The 23,764-nt window shown below is 55.6% G+C and carries 20 protein-coding genes; 8 read left to right on the forward strand and 12 right to left on the reverse strand.

The features are described from left to right. Positions 1–74: 74 nt before the first annotated feature. The 4 genes from cdd (at position 75) to IM267_RS10480 (ending at position 3,715) form a co-directional block, all read left to right on the forward strand. Positions 75–959, forward strand: coding sequence for a cytidine deaminase (cdd, locus tag IM267_RS10465; RefSeq protein WP_193033357.1), 885 nt, complete (start codon positions 75–77; stop codon positions 957–959). Between the two features lie 127 nt (positions 960–1,086). Continuing rightward, a complete protein-coding gene (gene sanA / locus IM267_RS10470; protein ID WP_063450315.1) occupies positions 1,087–1,797 on the forward strand; it encodes an outer membrane permeability protein SanA in 711 nt (236 codons plus the stop codon). A 134-nt stretch (positions 1,798–1,931) separates the two neighbouring features. Next, positions 1,932–3,281, forward strand: coding sequence for a type II toxin-antitoxin system HipA family toxin (locus IM267_RS10475; RefSeq protein ID WP_193033358.1), 1,350 nt, complete (start codon positions 1,932–1,934; stop codon positions 3,279–3,281). Beyond that, on the forward strand, positions 3,278–3,715 hold the full coding sequence (locus IM267_RS10480) for a helix-turn-helix transcriptional regulator (RefSeq protein WP_193033359.1): 438 nt from the start codon (positions 3,278–3,280) through the stop codon (positions 3,713–3,715). Before IM267_RS10475 ends, IM267_RS10480 begins: the two co-directional genes overlap by 4 nt. A gap of 36 nt (positions 3,716–3,751) precedes the next feature. Here IM267_RS10480 and mglC read toward each other — a convergent pair whose 3' ends face one another. From mglC to IM267_RS10515, 7 genes are all read right to left on the reverse strand, one after another. Next, entirely contained in the window at positions 3,752–4,762 is a 1,011-nt protein-coding gene (gene mglC / locus IM267_RS10485) for a galactose/methyl galactoside ABC transporter permease MglC (RefSeq protein ID WP_003859318.1), read from the reverse strand. 15 nt (positions 4,763–4,777) lie between these two features. Beyond that, positions 4,778–6,298 (reverse strand): galactose/methyl galactoside ABC transporter ATP-binding protein MglA, encoded by a 1,521-nt coding sequence (gene mglA, locus IM267_RS10490; RefSeq protein WP_063450316.1) that lies wholly within the window; start codon positions 6,296–6,298, stop codon positions 4,778–4,780. Positions 6,299–6,377: 79 nt separating this feature from the next. Continuing rightward, entirely contained in the window at positions 6,378–7,376 is a 999-nt protein-coding gene (gene mglB, locus IM267_RS10495; protein ID WP_063450317.1) for a galactose/glucose ABC transporter substrate-binding protein MglB, read from the reverse strand. Positions 7,377–7,672: 296 nt separating this feature from the next. After that, on the reverse strand, positions 7,673–8,695 hold the full coding sequence (gene galS, locus IM267_RS10500) for an HTH-type transcriptional regulator GalS (RefSeq protein ID WP_063450318.1): 1,023 nt from the start codon (positions 8,693–8,695) through the stop codon (positions 7,673–7,675). A gap of 155 nt (positions 8,696–8,850) precedes the next feature. Next, positions 8,851–10,008 (reverse strand): DUF418 domain-containing protein YeiB, encoded by a 1,158-nt coding sequence (yeiB, locus tag IM267_RS10505; protein WP_193033360.1) that lies wholly within the window; start codon positions 10,006–10,008, stop codon positions 8,851–8,853. A gap of 18 nt (positions 10,009–10,026) precedes the next feature. Continuing rightward, a complete protein-coding gene (folE, locus tag IM267_RS10510) occupies positions 10,027–10,695 on the reverse strand; it encodes a GTP cyclohydrolase I FolE (protein ID WP_064910334.1) in 669 nt (222 codons plus the stop codon). Positions 10,696–10,797: 102 nt separating this feature from the next. Then, positions 10,798–11,946, reverse strand: a complete 1,149-nt coding sequence (locus tag IM267_RS10515) for a YbfB/YjiJ family MFS transporter (RefSeq protein WP_193033361.1) — start codon at positions 11,944–11,946, stop codon at positions 10,798–10,800. 137 nt (positions 11,947–12,083) lie between these two features. Here IM267_RS10515 and fghA point away from each other — a divergent pair, with 137 nt between their 5' ends. Beyond that, a complete protein-coding gene (fghA, locus tag IM267_RS10520) occupies positions 12,084–12,911 on the forward strand; it encodes an S-formylglutathione hydrolase (RefSeq protein WP_107533389.1) in 828 nt (275 codons plus the stop codon). Between the two features lie 268 nt (positions 12,912–13,179). Continuing rightward, positions 13,180–15,165, forward strand: coding sequence for a ligand-gated channel protein (locus IM267_RS10525; protein WP_047367964.1), 1,986 nt, complete (start codon positions 13,180–13,182; stop codon positions 15,163–15,165). 54 nt (positions 15,166–15,219) lie between these two features. Here IM267_RS10525 and IM267_RS10530 read toward each other — a convergent pair whose 3' ends face one another. Next, positions 15,220–16,689 carry an amino acid permease gene (locus tag IM267_RS10530; protein WP_063450324.1) on the reverse strand — a complete coding sequence of 490 codons (1,470 nt, stop codon included), beginning with the start codon at positions 16,687–16,689 and terminating at the stop codon, positions 15,220–15,222. 180 nt (positions 16,690–16,869) lie between these two features. Further along, positions 16,870–17,736 carry a DNA-binding transcriptional regulator YeiE gene (gene yieE, locus IM267_RS10535; protein WP_063943443.1) on the reverse strand — a complete coding sequence of 289 codons (867 nt, stop codon included), beginning with the start codon at positions 17,734–17,736 and terminating at the stop codon, positions 16,870–16,872. Between the two features lie 97 nt (positions 17,737–17,833). Between yieE and IM267_RS10540 the strand changes: the two genes are divergently transcribed. Both IM267_RS10540 and nfo read left to right on the forward strand, forming a co-directional pair. Then, positions 17,834–18,880 carry a YeiH family protein gene (locus IM267_RS10540; protein ID WP_193033362.1) on the forward strand — a complete coding sequence of 349 codons (1,047 nt, stop codon included), beginning with the start codon at positions 17,834–17,836 and terminating at the stop codon, positions 18,878–18,880. 64 nt (positions 18,881–18,944) lie between these two features. Continuing rightward, positions 18,945–19,802 (forward strand): deoxyribonuclease IV, encoded by an 858-nt coding sequence (nfo, locus tag IM267_RS10545; protein ID WP_193033363.1) that lies wholly within the window; start codon positions 18,945–18,947, stop codon positions 19,800–19,802. 74 nt (positions 19,803–19,876) lie between these two features. On the opposite strand, the gene fruA is transcribed toward nfo, so the two are convergent. The 3 genes from fruA to fruB are packed head-to-tail and all read right to left on the reverse strand — an operon-like array spanning position 19,877 to position 23,647. Next, positions 19,877–21,562 (reverse strand): PTS fructose transporter subunit IIBC, encoded by a 1,686-nt coding sequence (gene fruA / locus IM267_RS10550; protein WP_193033364.1) that lies wholly within the window; start codon positions 21,560–21,562, stop codon positions 19,877–19,879. A gap of 16 nt (positions 21,563–21,578) precedes the next feature. After that, complete coding sequence (fruK, locus tag IM267_RS10555) at positions 21,579–22,517, reverse strand: 1-phosphofructokinase (protein ID WP_063450329.1); 939 nt, start codon at positions 22,515–22,517, stop codon at positions 21,579–21,581. Beyond that, positions 22,517–23,647: a fused PTS fructose transporter subunit IIA/HPr protein gene (fruB, locus tag IM267_RS10560; RefSeq protein ID WP_063868294.1), complete on the reverse strand. Its 1,131-nt coding sequence runs from the start codon at positions 23,645–23,647 to the stop codon at positions 22,517–22,519. Before fruB ends, fruK begins: the two co-directional genes overlap by 1 nt. Positions 23,648–23,764: the final 117 nt, after the last annotated feature.

The following is a 23,764-nucleotide window of genomic DNA, read 5'->3' on the forward strand; positions in this document are numbered from 1 at the left end:
TGAGATTTGGATCACATATAAAGGCCGTTCGGCTCCGTACACTACCGATCCATTAACCTTGATGAGGCAACGTCATGCATCCACGTTTTCAAGCTGCTTTCTCTCAGCTTGCAGAGAATTTGCAATCAGCCCTGGCTCCGGTTCTGGCGGATGCGCATTTCCCCGCCCTGCTGACGGCAGATCAGGTCACGACGCTTAAGCAGGCAACGGGGCTGGACGAAGACGCGCTGGCTTTCGCCCTGCTGCCGCTGGCGGCTGCCTGCGCCCGCGCTGACCTTTCCCATTTTAACGTAGGCGCGATTGCGCGCGGCGTAAGCGGAAACTGGTATTTCGGCGGGAATATGGAGTTTCTCGGTGCGACCATGCAGCAAACCGTTCACGCGGAGCAGAGCGCAATCAGCCACGCCTGGCTGCGCGGTGAAAAAGCCCTGCGCGCCATTACCGTCAACTACACCCCTTGCGGCCACTGCCGCCAGTTTATGAATGAGCTGAACAGCGGGCTGGAACTGCGTATCAATCTGCCGGGCCGCGCGCCGCATACGCTGGGCGATTACCTGCCCGACGCTTTCGGCCCGAAAGATCTTGAGATCAAAACCCTGCTGATGGACGAGCAGGATCACGGTTATGCGCTCTCTGGGGATGCGCTCAGCGAAGCGGCCATTGCTGCCGCCAACAAAAGTCACACGCCGTACAGTAAATCCCCAAGCGGTGTCGCCCTTCAGTGCCGCGACGGTCGCATCTTCACCGGGAGCTATGCTGAGAATGCCGCGTTCAACCCGACGCTGCCTCCGCTTCAGGGCGCACTGAACCTGCTCAGCCTGAACGGGTATGACTATCCGGATATTCAGCGCGCGATCCTGGCTGAAATTGCCGATGCGCCGCTGATCCAGTGGGACGCAACCGCAGCCACGCTGAAAGCGCTGGGCTGTACAACCATCGACCGCGTGCTGCTTGCCTGATCGTCCCGGCGGGCAGAAATGCCCGCCAGTCTGACGAAAAACCCCTCAGTTGATTCGCTGTTTCTTGCGCTAACCAGGCGGGTACAGTAGCCTGAGGGAAATTTCATCATCGGTACGAGCCATCTGCATGTTAAAGCGCGTGTTTTACAGCCTGTCTGTCCTGGTCGGCATACTGCTGTTGATCGTGCTGGGTCTCGACCGCTGGATGAGCTGGAAAACAGCCCCCTACATTTTTGACGATCTTCAGGACCTCCCCTACCGTCAGGTTGGCGTCGTGCTTGGTACCGCCAAGTATTACCGCACCGGCGTCATCAATCAGTATTACCGATATCGTATTCAGGGCGCCCTGAACGCCTATAACAGCGGCAAGGTGAACTATCTGCTGTTAAGCGGCGATAACGCCCTGCAAAGCTATAATGAACCGGTGACGATGCGCAAAGATTTGATTGCCGCAGGCGTTGACCCGGCCGATATCGTGCTCGACTACGCCGGATTCCGCACCCTTGATTCCATCGTGCGTACCCGCAAGGTGTTCGACACCAACGATTTCATCATCATCACCCAGCGTTTCCACTGCGAGCGGGCGCTGTTTATCGCCCTGCATATGGGGATCCAGGCCCAGTGCTACGCCGTGCCGTCGCCAAAAGATATGCTGAGCGTACGCGTACGCGAGTTTGGCGCCCGTTTTGGCGCGCTGGCTGACCTGTATCTGTTCAAGCGTGAACCGCGCTTCTTAGGCCCGCTGGTGCCAATCCCGGCGATGCATGAAGTGCCTGAAAATGCGCAAGGTTATCCGGCGGTGACGCCGGAGCAGCTGCTGGAAATGCAGAAGAAGTAATCCAGTTCATTAATGCGTGATATAAAACGCTTTATCCTCTTTCAAGTCATCTAATGAGTGATATAAGTAGCCTTACTTGCTTTTATCATTCCTAATGCGTAGTATTTTACTCATTATGGCTTTCTGGAGGTGAGATGGAGACATTAACCGTACAGGCATATCTGAACGAAACATGGACGGATATCGCTCTCATCAAATATCCAGGAAGTGAAAAAAATGACTGGACTACTACGCAGTTAGACTACCTCACTGAGTACGCGATTAATTTTCTCGACTATGATGATTTTCACGCGGTCTCAGTCAATCACCCTGTATCACTCTTTTTTGATGATCATGGTCAACCGGGCTGGCTGCGATTTATCGACGATATCATTCCCGCCGGAGCCAGCCGCCGTTACTGGGTAAATGCGCTCAATATCAGCGAATTGCCCGTTGGCCAGCAAAATTTCTTATTGCTGAAATTTGGCACAATGTCCCCTGTGGGGAATTTACGAATTAAAGAATCTGTTCCTGAATGGAATAAATTCGCGAGCGCTAAAACGTTTACGGTTGCGGACGTTATCGATCGTGCAGCTGATTTTCTGGATTATGCCCAGGAAAGAGGCGCGGCTGCGGGTGGTGCAACCGGCGCTGGCGGTGAAGCGCCTAAACTTTTGCTGCGCTGTAGTGAAACTGATGCCATCTGGATCGATACCTGGCAAAACGAGCCGGATAACCGGGATCGCTATTATTTAGTCAAATATCCACGCGGAAACAGAACAGAAGTTGACTGTAATATTCTGCGGGCTGAATTTCATTATTACCACGAGCTTAACGCGATGGGGTTTTCCACGATCCCAGTAGACACGATGCGCCTTGAAGAAGGTAGCCACTACCCGTCTCTGTGGTTGCCGCGTTTCGACATAGTGAGAAATGAGCAGGACCAGCTGGTCAGGCTGGGTATGGAGTCGGTGTATTCGCTATTACAAAAAGCACCCGGTACTCTACTGGATCATGAGACAACGCTGCGCGCGTTAATTAACAAAATCACCTCCAGCCATATGGTTCAGCAGCAGGGCTATCAGTTTGATATTCCTGGCTTTGTAACAGAATGGGTACGTCGGGATCTGCTAAATATTATTTTTGGAAATAGTGACAACCACGGGCGAAATACCGCCTTTGTAAAAGCTGAAAATCAAATTAGGCTCTCCCCTGTTTATGACTTTGCGCCGATGAAAGCGGACCCTGAGGGGATACCGCGAACCCTGAAGTGGTCGTTATCTTGCGAATCAGGGGGGGAGTATAATTTCAACGCTATCGCGCAAGCGCTGGCGGAGTGGATCCCTCCCGCAACGTTACTTGACGCGCTGCATGAGACAGCCGTCCAGCTCATCGATCTCCCGGAAAGGCTGGCGGCGCGAGGCGTTCCCGAACAGATAATGGAAATGCCTGCGATTGGTTTTAACTATGTTCCGAATAAACTTTCCCGTTGGGGTTTATTATGAAAACACCTGGTAAGACTGAATCAGAGCTTCTAAACACATTAGCCCGAGTACGCAGCGCAAATAAAAAGCGACAGCATGATGAGGCAGAAGATCCGGGCACATCATCGGTAGTAAAGAGGCAACGCGTTTCGCAAGGCTTAACACGAATTAGCACTCTCGATCGCCAGGCCGTACTGCATGCAGCCATACGGGACATTTTACTGGGTAAAATCTCACAGGGAGAGGCGCTGAAAAGACTCAGGGTTGAGGTGTTGGGGCTAAAGCAGGATGAATATGCAAAGCTGGTCAGCGTATCGCGTAAGACACTGTCGGATGTAGAAAATAACAGAGGCAACTATTCCGCTGAGGTGATAAATAAAATCTTTAAACCTTTTGGGCTTCAAACTGGACTAGTGCCTGTTTCAAAATCGCTTATCGCTTCACTTTTTTCCTGAAAAACCCGCATCACTGCGGGTTTTTCATTCCAGCGCTTACTTCTTACGCGCGTACTTCAGTGAATCCAGGGCAACCGCGAAGATGATGATCGCGCCCTTGATAATGTACTGCCAGTAGGGATTAACGCCGATGTAGGTCAGGCCATAGTTGATCACGGTGAAGATGATCACACCGGTCACCACGCCCAGCACGGTACCCACGCCGCCGCTGAAGGAGACCCCGCCGACCACGCAGGCCGCAATTGCATCCAGTTCGTACATAAAGCCGAGGTTGTTGGTCGCAGAGCCGATACGGCCCGCTTCCAGCATCCCGCCAAAGGCATAGAACACGCCGGACAGGGCATAAATCATCAGCAGGTTCAGCGCAACGTTGACCCCGGAGACTTTCGCCGCTTCCGGGTTGCCGCCGATGGCGAAAATGTTTTTACCGAAGCGGGTTTTGTTCCACAGGATCCAGACGAACGCCACCGCAATCAGCGCATAGAAGGTGATATAGGAGAGACGGAAGCTGCCCAGCGCAACAAACCCCTGCGTGAAGGTCGAGAAGCCGCTGTCGAAGCCAGAGATCGGGGACGCGCCGACGAAATCGTAGTACAGGGAGTTGATACCGTAAACGATGATCATCGTACCCAACGTGGTGATGAATGGCGTCACGTTCAGGTAAGCAATGATGATGCCGTTAATCAGGCCGATCACCGCGCCGATGGCGCACACAATCAGGATCACCACGAAAATAGGCATGGTCGCCATCTCCGGGAATACCTTGTTGGCGTTTTCCATCGACTGCAACAGGGTCGCCGCAATGACCGCCGCCAGACCGACCTGGCGCCCTGCCGAAAGGTCAGTCCCCTGGGTAACGATAAGCCCCGCCACGCCCAACGCGATAATAATACGTACGGAAGACTGGGTCAGGATGTTACTCAAGTTCAGCAGACTTAAGAACGTAGGGTCCTGGAAAATAATAATTGCCAGCAAGACTAAAAGAACAACGTAAATACCGCCTTCTTTCAGATAAGTGAGAAAACTTTTTTTATTTAACGCACTCATGAGGAGCCCCTGATCTTAAAGGTGCAAAGACGCAAGACGCAAAATTTCGTTTTGCGTTGTCGTTTTGGTGTCAACAATACCGGCAACGAGACCATTGCTCATAACCAGAATACGGTCTGTGATCCCTAACAATTCCGGCATTTCGGAAGAAATAATAATGATCCCTTTATCTTTTTTGGCCAGCTCCGCGATCAGCTGGTAAATTTCAAATTTTGCACCAACGTCGATACCGCGCGTAGGTTCATCCAGCATCAGGATCTCAGGCTGGGTCAATAACCAGCGACCGATAATGACCTTTTGCTGGTTCCCTCCCGAGAGTGAACCGATTTGCGTGCGGTGCCCCGGCGTTTTCACGCGCATGGAGTCAATCACCCACTGGGTATCGCTCTTCATACGGGAATTATCCAGCAGGCCGATTTTACTTTTGTAGTTACGGATATTCGAAATCAACGAGTTAAAGTTAATATCGAGATACGCATAAATGCCGGTCGAGCGGCGCTCTTCCGTCACCAGCGCAAAACCATGATTAATGGCTTCGTTAGCGTTGTGGTTATTAATTTTCTTGCCGTGCAGCGTAATGGTGCCGCCCGACTTTTCACGGATGCCAAACAGGGTTTCTACGATATCGGTGCGCTTCGCGCCTACCAGCCCTGCGATGCCCAGAATCTCGCCCTTGTGCAGATCGAAAGAGACATCACGAATGGACGGCTGACGCAGCGAGGTCAGGTTACGCACCTCCAGAATTACTTCGCCTGGTTTGTTTTCTTTGTCCGGGAAGCGCTGGTTCAGAGAACGACCGACCATCATGGCGATGATCTTGTCCATGTCCAGCCCTTCCAGCGGCTGGGTGGCAATCCACTGGCCGTCGCGCAGAATGGTGATTTCATCGCACAGCTGGAAGATCTCTTCCATTTTATGTGAGATATAGACAATGCCGCAGCCGCGATCTTTCAGCTTACGAATAATGGTAAAAAGGTGATTAACCTCTTTTTCCGTTAATGACGACGTTGGTTCATCCATGATCACGATTTTCGCATCATAGGAGAACGCTTTGGCAATTTCGATCATCTGCATCTGGGAAACCGATAATGTCCCGACGCGTGCGCGCGGATCGATATCAATATCCAGCTCATCAAAAATGGCTTTGGTGTCGCGATACATTTTATCCTGATCGACAAAAACACCTTTGGTTGGATAGCGACCCAACCACATATTATCCATAACCGAACGTTGCAGAACCAGGTTTAACTCCTGGTGAACCATTGAGATACCGTTTTCCAGCGCTTCTTTCGCTGAATGGAAATCGATCTCTTTTCCCTGAAAAAGAATACTGCCGGAATCTTTTTGATAGATCCCAAAAAGGCATTTTAATAATGTTGATTTACCCGCACCGTTTTCACCCATTAACGCATGAATAGAGTGAGGACGAACTTTTAAATTAACATTATCGAGTGCCTTAACCCCGGGGAATGACTTGTTGACACCGGTCATTTCCAGTAAGTATTCACCGGACGGCTGAGTAGTTGTGCTGACCATAATTATACCTTGTTGGCCTCGCATATCGCGTTATAAAAGGGCGCAACGAATTGCGCCCAGTGAAGACAAAACGAAAATCTTATTTACCGATAAACTCAGCCAGGTTGGACTGGTCTACGCCCACGTAAGGAACGCGAACGATTTTATTTTCAATTTTCCAGTTGGTTCCGTCAGCGGCACCTTTACCGTCGGCCAGGTTTTTCGCCAGATCGAAGGTGGCTTTCGCCTGGTTGTTAGCATCGTTCAGCACGGTACCGGCCATTGCGCCAGATTTCACCAGCGCCAGCGCTTCTGGCAGAGCATCCACGCCGAAGACAGGAATAGCGGATTTGTTGTGAGCCTTCAGCGCTTCAACGGCGCCCATAGCCATCGCGTCGTTGTTGGCGATGACCACTTCAATTTTGTTCGCGTTCGGGCCAGAGAGCCACGCGTCCATCTTATCTTTCGCCTGAGCGGTGTCCCACATCGCGGTATCTAACGCCAGCTGCTGGGTTTTCAGGCCTTTGTCGTTCAGCTCTTTGATGACGTAGGTGGTACGGGCTTCAGCATCCGGGTGGCCCGGCTCGCCTTTCAGCAGAACGAACTGCACCTGACCGTCTTTGTTCAGGTCCCAGTTCGGGTTTGCTGCCCAGTGTTTCGCAATCAGATCGCCCTGGATAATACCGGACTCTTTGGAGTCAGTACCCACATAATACGCTTTATCGTAGCTGTCCAGCGCCTTACGGGAAGGTTCTTTGTTGAAGAAGACGATTGGCACGTTCTGGCCGCGCGCTTTCTCGATAACCGTGCCTGCTGCGGCCGGGTCAACCAGGTTAATAGCCAGCGCTTTCACGCCTTTTGCCAGCAGAACGTCAATCTGATCGTTCTGTTTGGACTGGTCGTTCTGGGAGTCATTCATCAGCAGCTGTACGTCTGGCGCTGATTTAGCATCTTTTTCAATTGCTTTGCGCACAACAGACATGAAGTTGTCGTCGTATTTATAGATAGTCACGCCAATACGGGTATCCGCAGCGTGGGCTGCTGCGCCAAAAAGCATGCTTGCCATGACAGCAGACAGAGTCAACACCTTCTTATTCATGGTATCTCCGGTTTTTTTTTATGCAGGGTAGTTCTGGTGAAAAACGGCAGGCGGGCAGATGTTAATAAAACGTTACTGATCGCCGACGTTCACTTATAAAATGTCCAGCTTCCGTGTTCGGTAACGCTCCAGAAATGCGTTTTATTCGTTGTCTGAGGCGTTATGGCAACGGTAAAAGTGAATAATCACCGTTACATTGTGTTTCAGCCCCTAAAACGCTGACATCATAGACAGCGGCTTGTTAAGATACTGTGAATTTACTCACAGATTGAAAACGGTTACATCACGTGATGTTATCAGTTAGTGATCGGAGCCACAGTTTGCCGAATAGCGACCGAATGGCGGCGTACTAAAGTGGGCATAAAACAATGCGTTGCGTCAGGATCTAACAGCCCGGCCGCCCCCTGTAACGCCAGCTCTGTCGCCAGTTTCGCCATCGACGCAATGGGATAACGTACCGTTGTCAGCTGCGGATCGGTGTAACGGGCAATGGGGATATCATCAAAACCGATCAGCGATAAATGCTGCGGCACCGCAATGCCATTGTCTTTCAGCGCGGTAAGCGCACCTGCCGCCATGCTGTCGTTATAGGCAAACACGGCTGATAGCTGAAGGTTACGCCCCAGCAGTTCAACCATTGCCGCTTCACCGCCCTGCATGTCCGGCGAACCGGTGCCGACCCAGCTCTCAAGGGGCGCAATGCCCTGCTCTTTCAGGGCATTTTGCCAGCCTTCGCGGCGCATCATGTCGTCTTCAATACCGTGGCTGGAAGCCAGATAGCCAATGCGCTGATGGCCGTTGCTGATGAGCATCCGCGTCGCCATCATTGCGCCGCTGACGTTATCCAGACCGACGCAGCGATGCGCGTAACCGGGGACGATGCGGTTGATCAGCACCATACCGGGGATCTGCTCCATAAACCCGGCCAGCTCCTCATCGCTCAGGGCTTTAGAGTGCACAATCAGAGCGTTGCAGCGCTGGCGGATCAGCACTTCAATGGCATAACGCTCCTTTTCCGCCTCGTGATAGCTGTTGCCAATCAGCACGTATTTCTGGTGCTGCTGGGCAACAACGTCCACCGCTTTGACCAGCGCACCGAAGAAGGCGTCCGACACGTCCATCACGACTACGCCAATGGTATCGCTGACCTGCGTCGCCAGCGCCTGCGCGTTGGCGTTTGGCCGGTACCCCAGCTGGGTCACGGCTTTCATTACGGTTTCACGCGTTTCAGGGCTGACCAGCGCGCTGTTGTTCAGCACGCGGGAGACGGTAGCAACAGAAACACCCGCCTGGCGGGCGACGTCACGAATGGTGATCATATTCACCATCCTTTAAAGGATTGCAGCAACTCACAGACACCCCCTGTGTTTAGCAAGGTGGCTATTCTGGCAGCGAGAGAGAGGAGACTACGTGAAGAAGCTCACACAGATGAAAACGCTTACATCCGTTTTGTTAATGATTGTGATCCAGATCGTTATCTGGATGTATTACGTAATGATGTACCCGACGCAAGGGCGGTTAGCTGGCGCCATGCCCACTCCAGCGGGCCCTGGCGGAAATAGCGCAGCCAGACCACGGAAAACACTACGTTAACAATCCAGACCGGAATAACAAACGCCAGCAGCGTCAGGCGGTCGAATTTCATAAACAGGCCGAATCGGTAGAAAAGCGTGGTGCAGATCAGGGTTTGCAGAATGTAATTGCTTAACGCCATCCGTCCAACGCAGGCCACCGCGCTGACGATCCACAGGCGGGAGAGCCGCGGCCAGAAGCCGTAAATCAGCGCCGCATAGCCGATAGTCTGGAACGGCGCGCTCAGCTCGCGCGGTACCTGAAGCAGGAACGCACACCAGCGGTAATCCCAGTGAAGATGCCACTGCATAATCACCGCCGGGAGGTTGACGATCACACCGAGCAGCACCAGCCCTGCGCCCGTTCGACGATAGTGTCGCAGGCTAAACTCCCCTTTCAGCCAGCCGGTGCGCATTAAGGCTGCGCCCATCAGCATCATCCCCGCCAGCTGCCAGCCGTATTGCGCGCCCAGCGCCAGCAGGTTATCGCCGAGCATATCGGCCCGGTTGCCGATCGCCTCCATGCCGCCTTTCAGCTTCCAGAACTGCTCATATTGCAGGTTGGCCGCATCCGGGATCCACGACCGACTGGTAGCGTCATCGGCTATCATGCCGAGCAGCAGCAGCACGGCCAGCCCCATGACATAGAGCATCACGCCGGTATTAAACAGGCTTTTTACGCCGGGCGCGTCGCGGATCAGCCGCCAGCAAATAAGGCCTACCAGGCCATACGCGAGCAGAATATCGCCGTCCCAGAAAAGCAGCCCGTGAATAAAGCCGAGGATGACCAGCAGCGTTAAGCGCGACTGGATCCAGCGCGTACCGCGTTTGAGTAGAAGCTGAAGTCCGGCGCCAAAAAGAAGCGCAAAGAGGGTCAGGAATTTCACCTGAGCGAAGAGGTCGAGTATTGCCCACGTCCAGGCATCGCTGCGCGTGATGTCGCCATACCACGCAGGATTCAGATAGGCGGCCTTCGGCAGACCGAAGGCGCTGATATTCAGCAGCAGGATACCGAGAATGGCGACGCCGCGAACAAAATCGAGCGTGACGTTTCGCTCCATGGTCCCTGCCCTGTCTGATTAGTTGTGGTGACGCACGGCGCGCAGGAACTCCTGGCGGGTGTTCTGGCTCGATTTGAACAGGCCGCCCAGCGAGGTGGTGGTGGTCGCGCTGGTGGCATCACGCACGCCGCGCGCTTTCACGCAGTAGTGCACCGCGTCGATGGACACCGCCACGTTGTTGGTACCCAGCAGGGTTTGCAGCGCGGTCAGGATCTGCTGCGTCAGACGTTCCTGCACCTGCGGACGCTGGGCGAAGAACTGCACGATGCGGTTGATTTTGGACAGGCCAATAACCGTATCTTTTGGAATATAAGCCACCGTCGCTTTACCGTCGATCGTCACAAAGTGATGCTCGCAGGTGCTGGTCAGCGTGATATCGCGTACCGTCACCATCTCATCAACCTTCATCTTGTTTTCAATGACGGTAATTTTCGGGAAGTTCGCGTAATCCAGGCCGGAGAAAATTTCGTCGACGTACATTTTCGCGATGCGGTGCGGCGTCTCCATCAGGCTGTCGTCGCTCAGATCGAGATTCAGCAGTTGCATGATCTCCGTCATATGGCCGGCGATCAGACTCTTGCGGGTAACATTGTCCAGCTCCTGCACGGGCGGGCGCAGTGGCGTTTCAAGACCGCGCGCAACCAGCGCTTCATGGACAAGGGCTGCTTCTTTACTGAGTGATGGCATTCTTTTCTCCTGCAGGTGTGGCGTCTTTTGCCCTCGTTGTGGCAAAAGTGTGCGCTCATTGTGCGTGAGGCGACGCACATAATCCAGTATTCACGACGATAATTATTGCAATTGCTGTTGCCTTTCAGCCTGACGGTTCCAGACTAACGCCCCGCCAACGAACAGCGCGATCCCCGCCAGCCCCAGCGCAGGTTCAAGCCGGTGCGTGAGCCAGGTCGACAGCGCCGACGTGACCGGCCCCACCAGCTGACCAATGGCATACCCGGTAGTGAGCAGTCCCGCCATATAACGTGCGTGGTCGGGCGCCAGTTCGCGACCGTATAGCAGAGAGAGCTGCACGGCGCAGAGGAACCCGCCGCCCACCAGCATCCCTCCCGTCAGCAAACCGCCAATGCCCGGCAGCAGCCAGGCCGCCAGCACACCAATCCCCTGTAGCCAAAGGACAATCGCCAGCCTGCGGTTAGCGCTTGACGTATGCCGCAGGGCAATGCTGAGCGCAATTCCCACCACCGAAGCGGCGCCAAATATCGGCCAGACAAACTGCGCAAACAGGCTGCCGGGAAAACGCACCGCCGCCATTTGCGATAAAAAGGTCGCCGGGAGGATATAGCCGAATCCCGCCAGGCTGTAGCTCCAGACCAGACGCTTTAAATTTGCGGTCAGGAGCAGCGGCTCAGGAGCGGACCCCGGGCGGTGAAGCTGACCCGCGCGCGGCAGATACCGTGCTACCAGCGCAATCAGCACCAGCGCCAGGACGCCGTAGATTTGCCATGCCGCCCCGGCGGACAGGGATTTGGCCTGAATATAGACCGCCAGCAGGCCGCTCAGCGCAATGCCTGCGCCAGGTCCGGCAAAGACCGCCGCACTGAGCCCCGGCTTGCCCAACTGCCCCAGCCGCTCATTGGTCCAGGCGGCAATCAGCACCATTGACCAGCCGCTCATACAGCCAATCACGAAGCGCAGCAGGCCGTGAACGACGGCGTTATCTGCCGCTGCGGAGAGCAGCGTCAACGCCACCGCGCCGATAATCCCCAACCAGAGACGCGTTTCAACGAAGCGATGGGCGCGCATGGCATCCCATGCGCCGACCAGATAGCCCAGATAGTTCATCGCCGCCACCAGACCCGCGCTGGTAAGCGTGAGTTGCCCGGCGGCAATCATCAGCGGCACCTGAGGCGTGAAGGCAAAGCGCCCTATCCCCATTGCCACGACCAGAACCACAAATCCGCTGAGCGCGATACGCAGCGCCATGATCGCTCCAATTGTTAAAGAAAAGTAAATTTATGATGCAACATCTCGTCGTCCTGCGAAAGTGAAAGTTGCTCACAGGTCAATGAAAACGCTGTATTATGCGTTTTATGAATCGTCTTACCTTTAAGGAGCCCTGCATGGAACTGCTCGAAGAGCATCGTTGTTTTGAAGGTCGACAGCAGCGCTGGCGGCACGACTCCACTACGCTGAATTGTGCAATGACGTTCAGCATTTTCCTGCCCCCTGCGGAAAATCCACCGGTGCTGTACTGGCTTTCAGGCCTGACCTGTAACGACGAAAACTTCACCACCAAAGCGGGAGCACAACGTATTGCCGCTGAACTGGGCATTGCTTTGGTAATGCCAGACACCAGCCCGCGTGGCGATGACGTGGCCGACGATGCCGGATACGATTTGGGTAAAGGTGCCGGATTCTATCTCAACGCCACCGAACAGCCGTGGGCGAGCCATTACCGCATGTATGACTACATTCGCGACGAACTGCCGGCGCTGGTGCAGTCTCAGTTTGCGGTCAGCGAGCGCTGCGCGATAAGCGGGCATTCGATGGGCGGCCACGGCGCGCTGATCATGGCGCTGAAAAATCCGGGTAAGTACGTCAGCGTGTCGGCATTTGCACCGATTGTGAACCCGACGCAGGTGCCGTGGGGGCAAAAAGCCTTTACGCACTATCTGGGTGACGACAGTCAAAAATGGCAGGAATGGGATAGCTGCGCGCTGATGCTGGCAAGCCGGACGGAAGATGCGATTCCGATGCTTATCGATCAGGGTGACGCGGATCAGTTCCTTGCCGGACAGTTACAGCCTGCGGTGCTGGCTGAAGCGGCGCGCCAGAAGGACTGGCCGCTTACGCTGCGCATTCAGCCGGGATACGATCACAGCTATTACTTTATGGCGTCCTTTATTGAAGATCATCTCCGCTTCCATGCGGAACATTTGTTCGGGTAAGTTCAGCCTTTTTGCCCGGTAGCCTCCTGCATACCGGGCCTTTCCCCTCCCCCTCATTTACATAATTCTATCCGCTTGAATCCAGGCTGGTTTCCTTTCATCCTCGTCAAACACAAATGATTTCAATTATCATTTGTGTTTACAATTCTACATTCTTTTGTACAATTCCAGGCTCTTCTCCATCTTAAAGAGTTCTTAAAAGACAAAAACATACAGTTCTCAGGGTTATCCCGATGGAGTTTTATTCATTTTTATACGGAATGTACAAATGACAATACCCCGCATTAAGCTCCTGGCCGTCGCCGTTGGCGCTGCCACATTCACCCCTCTCGTTCACGCAGCCGATCAGGACACCGTTGTCGTCACCGCGACGGGTTTTGAACAAAAGATCCAGAATGCCCCCGCCTCCATCTCTGTTATTTCGAAACAGCAGATTGAAGATAAAGCCTACCGTGATGTTACCGATGCCCTGAGAGACGTCCCGGGCGTTGTCGTCACCGGCGGCGGGAGTAGCAGTGATATCAGCATTCGCGGCATGGCATCTCAGTACACCTTGTTCCTCGTGAACGGCAAACGCGTCAGTACGCGAAGCACCCGCCCAAACAGCGACAACTCGGGTATTGAACAAGGCTGGCTGCCGCCGCTGGAGTCCATTGAGCGCATTGAGGTTATCCGCGGCCCAATGTCCTCGCTTTACGGCTCCGATGCGATGGGTGGCGTCATCAACGTCATTACCAAAAAAGTCTCAAACACTAAAGCCTGGACCGGTTCGTTGCACGGCGATGCAACCTTCCAGGAAAACCATGATTCCGGCGATATCTTCCAGACCAACGCCTACGCTTCTGGTCCCCTGATTGACGGGCTGCTTGGCGCAAAAGTGACGGGGCTGTTGTCACGCCGCGCCGAAGATAAAATCGTGAACGGGTATAACGAGCAGAAAATGCGTAACGGTGGCATTACCCTGAACTTCACCCCGGATGAGAAGAACGATTTCGATCTTGATTTTGCTCGCGAGCTTCAGGACAGAAACAGCACGCCAGGGATGTCGAAAGCGGCTGAAACCTGCCGGGGAACAACCTGTAAGCCAAATACCAAAAGCGACTCGCGCTATGAGCACACGACCTACTCCTTAACCCACAGTGGGTATTACGACGACTTCAATACCACCAGCTATATCCAGCAGGAAGAGACCAATAATCCAGGTCGCAAAATGCGCTCGTATAACACCACCTTCAACAACCAGAACCAGATTTTCCTCGGCGATCATACGTTGACCCTCGGCGGACAGTATCGGTATGAGAAACTGCGCGACAAGGGCAATCAGCTGGAAGCGGCGGACGGCCTGAACAAACTGACGCGCTGGAGCTGGGCCCTGTTTGCCGAAGATGAATGGTCAATGACGGAAAGCTTTACGTTGACCGGCGGCCTGCGTATGGACAAAGACCAAAACTACGGGACGAACTGGACGCCGCGCGGTTACGGCGTATGGCACCTGGCCGATCACTGGACGTTGAAAGGCGGGGTTTCGGCTGGCTATCGTGCGCCGGATCTGCGTCAGTCGTCTGCCAGCTGGGGCCAGGTAACGGGTGGCGGCCGTCTTGACGGTATCATCGTCGGCAACCCGGATCTGAAACCAGAGAAGAGCCTGAGCGAAGAGCTCGCCCTGCTCTGGGATAACAACGATAACCTGAATGCCGGCGTGACGCTGTTCAATACCGACTTCAAGGACAAGATTACGGAAGTTCGCCGCTGTAACAGCAGCGCCGATCCCGCCTGTACGATTGGCGATCACAGCTATGATTTCGTGAGCGACCGGGTCAACGTGGATAAAGCCAACATGCGCGGCGTGGAGTCCTCCTTCGGCTGGAAAATCTCGCGCGATGTAAACTGGACCGCAAACTATACCTATACCGAATCCGAGCAGAAGAGCGGTCAGTTCTCAGGCAAGCCGCTGAACAAGATGCCGAAGCACATGTTCAACACCACCCTGGACTGGCAGGCGACGCCCGACGTCGGTTTCTGGAGCCGTCTGAACCTTCGCGGTAAAACGTCTGAGTACCTGAGCCGCACGTCAATGTCACAGGGCACACCGTCCTACACTCAGGTTGATGTTGGTCTGCGCTACAACGCGAACAAAAACCTGCTGGTTACCGCCGGTGTGTATAACGTGCTGGATAAGCAGATTGACTACGACACGTATGACACCGTGCTGGACGGGCGTCGCTATACGGTTGGCATGACCTACAGCTTCTGATCTGCCCATAAAAAAGCCCGCTCGGTTGAGCGGGCTTAAAGAGAGGAAGTGCGGTTATTGCTTAAATCGTTCAGGGAAATCCATTTCACTGTAGCGAACGAAGCGTGTTCCTTTCGTCAGCTTGTAGCCAAACCAGATGAGCAGGAACAGCGGGATACCAATGTAGGTGGCCGTAACGGCGCCCCAGTCAATGGTGTCCGCAAGGAAGGCCTCATAGTTCTGACCCAGAGTAATAATCAGGCACAGAACGAAGGCGAAAATCGGCCCCAGCGGGAAGAACCCTGAACGGTACGGCAGGTTATTCAGATCATGACCCTGCATGACGTAGCCACGACGGAAACGGTAGTGGCTGATGGCAATGCCCAGCCAGGCGATGAAGCCCGTCATACCGGAGGTGTTAAGCAGCCACAGGTACACCGTCTGGTTGCCGAACATGGAGGTCAGGAAACACAGACCCGCAATCACCGTGGTCGCATACAGCGCGTTGCGCGGCACGCCACCGCGAGACAGTTTCGAGAAGATACGCGGCGCTTTGCCGTCGCAGGCCAGGGTATATAGCATACGGGTGGAGGCGTACATGCCGGAGTTACCCGCAGACAGTACCGCCGTCAGGATCACCGCGTTCATCACCGCAGCCGCTGAGAGCAGACCCGCGTGCTGGAAGACCAGGGTGAACGGGCTGACGCTGATGTCTTTAACATCGTTACGCAGCAGGCTTGGATCGGTATACGGAATGATCAGGCTGATAATCAGGATGGCGAACACGTAGAACAGCAGAATACGCCAGAACACCTGACGAACCGCGCGCGGAATGGTCTTCTCCGGATTTTCGGATTCACCGGCCGCGATACCAATCAGCTCCGTGCCCTGGAAAGAGAAGCCGACAATCATCGCTACGCCAATCATCGCCGAGAAGCCCCCGGCAAACGGCGCGTCGCCGATGGTCCAGTTACTCCAGCCCGCTGGTTCAGCCCCTTTGAAAATACCAACGATCATCGCCACACCGACGACGATAAAGATGATGACGGTTGCCACTTTAATCAAAGAGAACCAGTATTCCGCTTCGCCAAAGCCGCGCACGGAAATGTAGTTCAGCAGGAAGATAACGGCCAGGAACAGCGCGCTCCAGATCCAGCCAGGCGTGTCCGGGAACCACCAGGTCATCACCAGCTGTGCCGCGACGAGGTCCACGGCGATAGTCACCGCCCAGTTGTACCAGTAGTTCCAGCCCAGCGCGAAGCCGAAGCCTTCCTCAACGTATTTTTGTCCGTAGGTCGAAAACGACCCCGATACCGGCATGTAGGCCGCCAGTTCGCCCAGGCTGGTCATCAGGAAGTAGACCATCAGGCCAATCAGGATATAAGAGAATAGTGCCCCACCCGGGCCGGCTGCCGAAATCGTTGCGCCAGAGGCAACGAAAAGACCTGTACCGATGGATCCGCCAATGGCGATCATCGTCAGGTGACGCGCCTTGAGTTCGCGACGTAGCGCGGGCGCTTCTGTGGTTTTAGTTTCTGAAACCATGTGAAAATGCTGTCCATTCAATAAATGAGGCGCGATTGTAGCAGACGATCCGCGTTCCTTCCGGCAGAAATGCTCAGTTATAAGAGAGCTTCATGACTCGGCCAGGATTATAAGTAAAGCATAAAAATGTGGGGTGGTACGCGCACATAGCCCCGGTAAGCGAAGCGCCACCGGGAAATGTTAAATGGCACAGTAGCGCAGAAAACGCTGGAGCGAACTGGAAAGGTGTTTCTGACGATGATGGATGCACCACAGCGTACGCACCAGCTTCGGCAGCGGAACGGGGATCTCAACCAGCGAGCCGGTTTCCAGCTGTTCGGCAATCACCCGACGGGAGAGACAGCTGATGCCCAGACCATGACGCACGGCGTGCTTGATGGCCTCCGAGTTACCTAACTCCATCCCCAGCTGGAACTGCGGCAGATGGGACAACAGCAGATAATCGACGATTTCACGCGTACCGGAGCCCTGCTCGCGCAGGATCCACTGGGCCTGCGCCAGCCGTTCCAGTGTGACCTCGCCCTGTAACAGAGAAGAGGCCGGGGAAGCGAATACCACCAGCTCATCCTCCAGCCAGGGTTCCGCAATGATATCCACGTTGTGGCAGGGCCCTTCGATAAGCCCGATATCCACGCGGAAATCAATGACCGCGTTAATGACGTCCTGGCTGTTGCCGACGCTCATCTCCAGCGGCAGGGTCGGAAAATCACGGCGGTAGCGGGCGATCACTTCCGGCAGGATGTAGTTACCGATCGTGCTGCTGGCAAAAACGCGAATAGCGCCGTTGTCCTCGCGGAACAGCTGCTCGATCTCCGTCGCCTGCTCCAGCAGCGCCAGCGCGCGCGGGTACAGCAGTCGGCCATGTTCGTTCACCACCAGCCGCTTCCCTACTCTGTCGAAAAGCTGGACGCCCAGCTGCCCTTCCAGATCGGTCAAGGCCGCACTGACGGCGGACTGCGAGAGCGCCAGCATTTGTGACGCCTGGGTCGTCGAGCCGCTTTTAAGCACTTCGGCAAAAACTTCCAGCTGACGCAATGTAATGTGCATGGTTGCTTACCACTTATAAAGATTGATTATAAATATATAATCAATTTTATTTTTAAGCCAGAGCGCCGTAACCTTTAGCCAGACAAAGGAGAAGGTTATGTCAGAAATCACCTTACAACATCATCGTACAGTGTGGCACTTCGTGCCGGGTCTCGCGCTCAGCGCCGTAGTTACCGGGGTTGCCTTATGGGGCGGCAGTATACCGGCGGTTGCCAGCGCAGGGTTCAGCGCCTTAACGCTGGCCATTCTGCTCGGCATGGTGGTGGGGAATACCGTTTATCCGCACCTCTGGAAATCCTGCGACGGCGGCGTGATTTTCGCCAAGCAGCATCTATTACGTCTAGGGATTATCCTTTACGGCTTCCGTCTCACCTTTTCGCAGATTGCGGACGTGGGCGTCAGCGGGATTGCCATTGACGTCCTGACCCTTACCAGCACCTTTTTACTGGCGTGCTTCATCGGCCAGAAGATCTTTGGGCTGGACAAACAGACCAGCTGGCTGATCGGCGCGGGCAGCAGCATCTGCGGCGCCGCCGCGGTGCTGGCGACGGAGCCAGTCGTTAAGGCCGAAGCCAGTAAAGTGACGGTCGCCGTTGCAACGGTGGTCATCTTCGGTACGCTGGCGATCTTCCTGTATCCGGCCATGTACCCGCTGGTGGCGCACTGGTTTAGCCCGGAAACCTACGGCATCTATATTGGCTCAACCATGCACGAAGTGGCGCAGGTGGTGGCGGCAGGTCACGCCATCAATCCGGAAGCGGAAAACGCGGCGGTCATCGCCAAAATGCTGCGCGTGATGATGCTGGCCCCGTTCCTGATTTTCCTCGCAGCGCGGGTTAAGCAGCTGGCTCCGGCAGGCGGCAGCGAGAAAAGCAAAATCACCATCCCCTGGTTTGCGATCCTGTTCATCGTGGTCGCTATCTTCAACTCCTTCCACCTGCTGCCAAACGCGGTGGTGGAGATGCTGGTGACGCTCGATACGGTGCTGCTGGCGATGGCGATGGCGGCGCTGGGGGTGACCACTCACGTCAGCGCGCTGAAAAAAGCCGGTGCGAAACCGCTGTTGATGGCGCTGGTGCTCTTCATCTGGCTGATTGTGGGCGGCGGCGCGATTAACCTTGCCGTGCACAGCCTGATGGCATAAACCATCTCGTCCTTCTCCTGTTAACCCGTTATCATAGGCGTTTCGGGTTAACAGGAGTCTTTTCATGAAATATGTTGGAGCGCACGTTAGCGCTGCCGGTGGCCTTGCGAATGCCGCCATTCGCGCCGCTGAAATCAAGGCGACCGCTTTCGCCCTGTTCACCAAAAATCAGCGCCAGTGGCGCGCAGCGCCCCTCACCACCGAGGTAATTGACGATTTCAAAGCCGCCTGTGAAAAATACCATTACGGGCCGGGCCAAATCCTTCCCCACGACAGCTATCTGATTAACCTCGGGCATCCGGTGCAGGAAGCGCTGGATAAATCCCGCGAGGCGTTCCTTGATGAGGTTCAGCGCTGCGAACAGCTCGGGCTGACGCTGCTGAATTTCCATCCCGGTAGCCATCTGATGCAGATTGACGAAGACGCCTGTCTGGAGCGCATTGCCGAGTCGATCAACATGACGCTGGATAAAACCCAGGGCGTGACGGCGGTGATCGAGAATACCGCCGGTCAGGGCAGCAACCTCGGCTTTAAGTTTGAGCATCTGGCGGCGATCATCGACGGCGTGGAGGATAAATCCCGCGTGGGCGTGTGCATTGATACCTGCCACGCGTTTGCCGCCGGGTATGACCTGCGCACCACCGAGGCCACGAAAACTACCTTCGAGGAGTTCGAGCGCGTTGTTGGCTTCAAATATCTTCGCGGTATGCACTTAAACGATGCGAAAAGCGGGTTCGGCAGCCGCGTTGACCGTCACCACAGCCTGGGCGAAGGCAATATCGGCCACGATGCGTTCCGCTTCATCATGCAGGACGCCCGCTTCGACGGCATTCCGATGGTGCTGGAAACCATTAATCCGGATATCTGGGCGGAAGAGATTGCCTGGCTGAAGGCCCAGCAAACCGCTGAACAGGCGGCATAAAAAAAGCCGGGCGCTTAACGCGACCCGGCTTTTTTGTAGGTCGGGTAAGGCGAAGCCGCCACCCGACACCTCATTCAGGCTGCTTTTGCTACCGCTTCCGCTTCCGGACGCTTCAGCACCGCGTAAGACAGACCCGCCACCAGCGTACCGGCAACAATCGCCAGCAGATAACCCAGCACCGGAGTAATCGCGCCAGGGATCAGCAGGACGAACAGACCGCCGTGCGGTGCCATCAGCTTCGCGCCAACCGCCATGGAGATAGCGCCAGTGACCGCGCCGCCCACGATACAGCAGGGCAGAACGCGCATTGGATCGCGCGCCGCAAACGGGATTGCGCCTTCGGTGATGAAGCACAGGCCCAGCACCAGCGCCGCTTTGCCGCCTTCCTGCTGCGCTTTATCGAACTTACGACGGGCAATGAGTGTCGCCAGGCCGAGCGCCAGCGGTGGCACCATACCTGCCGCCATGATCGCCGCCATCGGCGCGTAGGTCTGGGTACTCAGCAGGCCAACGCCAAAGGCATATGCCGCTTTGTTAACCGGACCACCCATGTCGGTACACATCATACCGCCGAGGATAGCGCCCAGCAGAACCGCGTTCGCCGTTCCCATGGTTTGCAGCCAGTGGGTCAAGCCTTCCAGAATGCCCGCGACCGGTTTACCAATCAGGTAGATCATCGCCAGGCCCACTACCAGGCTTGAGATCAGCGGAATAATCAGGATAGGTTTCAGCGCTTCCATACTCTGCGGCAGCTTCAGCTTCGAGCTGATCAGCTTCGCCACGTAACCCGCAAGGAAACCGGCAATGATACCGCCGATAAAGCCAGAACCGGTGCTCACGGCCAGCATACCGCCGATAAGACCCGGGGTCAGGCCCGGACGGTCAGCAATGGAGAAAGCGATAAAGCCCGCCAGCACCGGCACCATCAGCGCGAACGCGGAGCCGCCGCCAATCTGCATCAACGCCGCCGCCAGCGTGCCCGGCTCTTTAAACGCCTCGATACCAAAAGCGAAGGAGAGCGCAATGCACAGCCCCCCCGCCACCACCATCGGCAGCATGTAGGACACGCCCGTTAACAGGTGACGATAGGCACCGGCAGACTCTTTCTTGCCTTCGGCTGGCGTTTTCACCGCACCGGTTGCCTGATAAGGTTTGGCTTCCGCCAGCGCTTTATCAAACTCCTGCGCGGTTTTCTTCAGCGCCAGGCCGGTAGAAGTGCGGTACATCGGCTTACCGGCAAACTTCGCCAGATCCACTTCGATATCGGCCGCCACAATCACCAGATCGGCTTCTGCCACCTCTTCCGGCGTGATGGCATTGCCTGCGCCCACAGAGCCGCGGGTTTCAACCTTCACCCACCAGCCGCGTTTTTTCGCTTCGGTTTCAATGGCTTCAGCCGCCATAAAGGTATGAGCCACGCCTGTCGGGCACGCCGTTACCGCGACAATGCGTTTCGGGCCAGTGGCCGCAACCGGCGCCGCCTCAACGGGGGCGCTGTAAACCGTCGCATGGCCTTTTGCTTCGCTCAGAAACAGTTCAGGGTGAGCCACCGCGCGATTAATATCGCCCAGCCACACCTTTTTGCCGTTCAGGGCGCTGTCAGCGGGGATTTTGTCACCCAGAACAATCGCCATTTCGGCATCACCCGGGTTATCAATGATATCCAGGTGCGCTTTTTGTGCCGCCGCGCCCAGCAGGGTCTTCGCCATGTAGGCGCGAGCCTGTCCGAGACCGGAGTCAATGATCAGCAGCGTTTTCATTATTCCTCTCCTGCTGTTAGTTAAAAGGTTTTAAGTCAACGCGCGCCATCATCGCGGCTAACTGGGTACGATCGGTAATGCCGACATTGCTCTGGCTCACGGCCAGGGCCGCCACGGCGGTAGCAAGACGTAAGGTGTGTTCGCTGGATTCGCGCATCAGCAGGCCATAGATCAGGCCGCCAACCATTGAATCCCCGGCACCCACGGTGCTGACCACTTCCATTGACGGCGGTTTGGCAATCCACTCCCCGGAGGCGTTCACCCACAGGGCACCTTCTGCGCCAAGCGAAATCACCACGTGAGCAATACCCTGCTCGCGCAGCGCATGGGCAGCTTCAATCACATCTTTTAATTCTGGCAGCTTACGGCCCGCCCAGATCTCCAGTTCACGGCGGTTAGGCTTAACCAGCCACGGAGAGGCTTTCAGACCGGCGACCAGCGCGTCGCGGCTGCTGTCGAAAATAATGCACGGGCACTGGCTGCGCAGGCGCGTCATCCAGTCGGTGAACGCTTCCGGGCTGACGCCCGACGGCAGGCTGCCGCTGACGCACACCATGTCAAACTGGCCCAGCCAGCTCAGGGAATCGGCAACGAAGCGCTCCCAGTCAGCCGGCGTCACTTCGAAGCCGGAGAAGTTCAGATCGGTCACTTCCCCGTCTTTCTCGGTCAGCTTAACGTTGATGCGGGTACGGCCCTGCACAACCTGAAAACGGTTGGCGATGCCCAGCTCGCTGAACAGCTGCTGAAAGCCGTCCTGGTTATCTTTGCCGAGGAAGCCGCCAACGGTGACGTCGATGCCGAGATCTTTCAGCACTTTCGCCACGTTAATACCTTTCCCTGCGGCATGCAGGCCGGTAGTCCGAACCAGGTTGACTTCGCCACGCTCAATTTCCGGGCAGAAGCCCACCAGATCGTAAGCCGGGTTCAGCGTAATGGTTGCAACACGTCTGCTCATTATGCGCCCTCCCCCAGACCAGCCGCGATGGCATCGCCAATCGCCTTCAGCGCCTGTTCAGCATCTGCACCCTGCGCGGTGAAACGCAGACGATGGCCTTTCTTCACGCCCAGCGCGACAACTTTCATCAGGCTGCGCCCGTTGGCAGGTTTACCCGAACCGTCCAGATTGGTCACGGTGATCTCACTTTCAAATTGTTTGATGGTATTCACCAGCATGGTGCCCGGACGGGCATGCAGGCCATGTTCGTTACGCACCACGTACTCTGCGCTCAGCAGGTCGTCCGTCAGCGCATCGTCGCTGGTCAACAGGGCCAGCACCGTCGCCGCGTCGGCGTTCAGCAGTTTTTCAGCTTTATTGTTCAGCAGCAGATCGCTCAGACGCTTCAGCACGGCAACCGGCTGGTCGTCAGCCATGGCGACGGTCACCAGCATCGCGGCGCGCTCGCCGTCTGTCTCAAAAGCAACAGCCGCCCGGCTGACGGCGATAGCGCTACGCAGGTTGCCTTCAGCACTGTCGTTCAGCCAGATGCCCTGCCCCAGGTTTAAAGGCTTATCATTGATGGTGCGCGTCACAAAAGCGGTATCCGCCGCCCCCACCTCTTTCAGACGAGCCGCGTTCAGCGCCTGGAGCGTCACCAGATCGGACGCCACGACGTCCAGCGTCAGGGTTTCATTGTCCAGCTTCAGCGCTTCGCTCTGTTTTTCGCCCATCAGCAAAGCACGCAGCTCTTCAGCCGTAGTCGCAGATTTAAGCTGTTCTGCCACGGCATCATCGCTCAGCACGTGCGTCAGCTGACGCAGCAGGCCCAGGTGTTCATCACCGCTGGCCGCGATGCCGATCGCCACGTAAGCCACCTGACCCTCGCCCCACAGTACGCCCTGCGGGAACTGGAAGACCTGCACGCCGGTTTTCAGCACCTGATCGCGGGTGTCGGTGGTGCCGTGTGGGATAGCAATACCGTTACCGAGGAACGTGGACGTCTGCTGCTCGCGCGCCAGCATGCCGTTGACGTAGCCGTCAGCCACGTTGCCTGCCTGCACGAGCGCAGCAGCAACCTGGCGAATAGCCTCTTCTTTATTCCCGGCCTGTTCGCCCGGGTGGATATCCTGAACAGATAACTGGAACATGATTCTCCTCTCCTGCTGAAATTGAATCGTTTCAGCTTAACTGAGAAAATAAGCGCTAAACTGCTTCATCTCGACGTGCAAGATAGCGCTGAAACGTTTCAAGAAGTCTTGTCTTTT

Origin of the sequence: Enterobacter cloacae complex sp. P15RS, from assembly GCF_014895905.1 — a bacterium.
Classification (GTDB): domain Bacteria; phylum Pseudomonadota; class Gammaproteobacteria; order Enterobacterales; family Enterobacteriaceae; genus Enterobacter; species Enterobacter quasihormaechei.